1 protein-coding gene is annotated in these 230 nt (G+C 40.9%); it reads left to right on the plus strand.

The annotated features are described in order from the left end of the window. On the plus strand, positions 1 to 230 hold a 230-nt coding region (locus AB4167_RS15870), incomplete at both ends, for an aminotransferase class I/II-fold pyridoxal phosphate-dependent enzyme (RefSeq protein ID WP_372136743.1).

The following is a 230-nucleotide window of genomic DNA, read 5'->3' on the forward strand; positions in this document are numbered from 1 at the left end:
AGTGACCTATTCATCATCACTGATGACGTATACGGTACATTTGCCGATGACTTCGTTTCTCTATTTGCAAAACTACCATACAACACACTTTGTGTTTACTCGTTCTCTAAGTACTTTGGCGCAACAGGCTGGCGTTTAGGTACCATTGGTATCCAACACAAAAACGTATTTGATGACGCACTAAGTTCTTTCAGCGAAGAAAAACAGTGTCAATTGGACGACCGTTACAA

Source organism: Vibrio sp. 10N.286.49.E11 (genome assembly GCF_041469505.1).
Classification (GTDB): Bacteria; Pseudomonadota; Gammaproteobacteria; order Enterobacterales; family Vibrionaceae; genus Vibrio; species Vibrio crassostreae_C.